Annotated in this window: 2 protein-coding genes; both read left to right on the top strand. The window is 69.5% G+C overall.

Features of this window, described 5'->3' with window-relative positions; genetic code table 11:
- A partial coding sequence (locus H926_RS0112530; protein WP_022676612.1) for a FemAB family XrtA/PEP-CTERM system-associated protein occupies window positions 1-919 on the top strand: 919 nt, incomplete at its 5' end.
- Window positions 853-2,151 (top strand): TIGR03087 family PEP-CTERM/XrtA system glycosyltransferase, encoded by a 1,299-nt coding sequence (locus tag H926_RS0112535; protein WP_022676613.1) that lies wholly within the window; start codon window positions 853-855, stop codon window positions 2,149-2,151. The genes H926_RS0112530 and H926_RS0112535, both read left to right, overlap by 67 nt.
- The last annotated feature ends 16 nt before the right edge of the window (window positions 2,152-2,167 follow it).

Genomic DNA, 2,167 nt, shown 5'->3' on the forward strand with positions numbered 1-2,167 from the left:
CAGCGGCCATGCCAGCCGCCTGCTACTGGCCGAGCAGGCCGGCGTGATCGTCGCGGCGCTGCCGCTGCATGCCGTATCGTCGTGGCTGTTTGGGCGGGCGCTGGTCTCGACCGGCTTTGCCGTGGGCGGCGGGGTGGTGGGTGATGAAGTCGCCGCGCCCGCGCTGATCGGCGCGGCGCAGGATCTGGCGCGCCAGCTCAACAGCCCGACGATCGAGCTGCGCGGCGGGGTATTGCCGCAAGGCCCGGATTGGCATGTGAAGCACGACAGCCACGCCGGCTTCGTCATGCCGCTGGCGGCGGACGATGCCGCGCAGTTGCAGGCCGTGCCGCGCAAGCAGCGCGCCGAACTCCGCAAGGGCCTGGCCCAGCCGCTGGAAATTCGCACCGGGAACAGCGCGCAGGATCGCGCCTGGCACTATCGCGTCTATGCGCAATCGGTGCGCAACCTGGGCACGCCGGTGTTTCCGCGCCGGCTGTTTGCCAGCGTGCTAGATGCCTTTGGGGATGATGCGGATATCCTCACCGTGCTGCACGACGGGCAGCCGGTGGCGAGTGTGCTCAGCCTCTATCATCGTGGCGCGGTCATGCCCTATTGGGGCGGCGGGGTGTTTGCCGCGCGGGCCCTGCGCGCCAACGACGTGATGTATCACGCGCTGATGAACCACGCGCGCCGGCGCGGCATGACGCACTTCGATTTCGGCCGGTCCAAGGTGGATTCGGGCGCCTATCACTTCAAGCGCAACTGGGGCTTCGTGCCCCAGCCGCTGTCCTATGCGCAGTGGACTGCCGATGGGCAGGCGCCGCGCGACGTCAACCCGCTGAGCCCGCGCTACCAGGCCAAGATCCGGTTGTGGCAGAAGCTGCCGCTGCCCGTGGCCAACCTGATCGGGCCGCTGATCGCGCGCGGGCTGGCCTGACGGGCATGGGCGAAATCCTGTTCCTTGCGCATCGCATCCCGTTCCCGCCTGACCGGGGCGACAAGATCCGCTCGCACCATATTCTCAAGGCCCTGGCCGCGCTGGCGCCGGTGCACGTGGCGTGCCTCGCCGACAATGCCCAGGACATGGCGCACGAAGCGGAACTGGCAGCCGTGGCGGCAAGCCATTGCCTGGTGCGGCGGCGCGGATCGCTGATCGGTGCCGGGCTTTCGGCACTGCTTTCCGGCCGGCCGATCAGCCTGGCGGCGTTCGCGTCCACCCGCCTGGCCCGCTATGTGAAGCAGGTGCTGGCAACCCGGCCGATCTCGACGATTTTCGTGTTTTCCGGGCAGATGGCGCAATACGTGCCGGCCTCGTTCCAGGGCCGGGTGGTCATGGACTTTGTCGACGTGGATTCGGCCAAGTTCGGCCAATATGGCCGGCGCCCCGGGCTGGGCGCGCCGGTCTATCTGCGCGAGGCGTGGTTGCTGCGCCGCTATGAGGCGCGGATTGCGCGGCGCGCCACCACCAGCCTGCTGGTGAGCGAGGCCGAGGCCGATCTGTTCCGCAGCCGCCTGAGCCGGGGGCCGGTGCCCGATGTGCGGGCGCTGGGCAACGGCATCGACACCGCGCTGTTCGATCCGGCGGGTATTCCGATGGCGCCCGAACTGGTCATGGGCGGGCCGCAGATCGTGTTTACCGGGCAGATGGACTATCCGCCCAACGTTGAGGCGGTGGTCACCTTTGAACGGCAGGTCATGCCGCTGATCAAGGGGCGCTTTCCCGGCGCGCAGTTCAATGTGGTGGGCCGCGCGCCGACCGCGCCCGTGCTGGCGCTCGATGGCGTGAACGGCACGCGGGTAACCGGCGCGGTGCCCGATGTGCGGCCCTGGCTGGCCGGGGCCGATCTGGTCGTGGTGCCGCTGAGCCTGGCGCGCGGGGTGCAGAACAAGGTGCTGGAGGCGATGGCCATGGCGCGGCCGGTGCTGCTTACCCCGCAGGCCGCCACCGGCATTGCCGCAGTGGATGGGCGTGACTTTGCGATTTCGCCGGCCGACCCGGAAGAACTGGCGGCACGCGCCGTGGGACTGCTGACCGACACCATCCGCGCCGATGCGCTGGGCCGCGCGGCGCGTGCCTTTGTGATCGGGCAGTGCAGTTGGGAGCGGATGCTGGCCCCTTTGCCTGGCCTGGTTGGCCTTGATCGCCGGTTTGGCCGCCGTGCGGCTTGAAAAACCCCCCCCCCGG

The organism is Novosphingobium sp. B-7 (genome assembly GCF_000410615.1).
GTDB lineage: Bacteria > Pseudomonadota > Alphaproteobacteria > Sphingomonadales > Sphingomonadaceae > Novosphingobium > Novosphingobium capsulatum.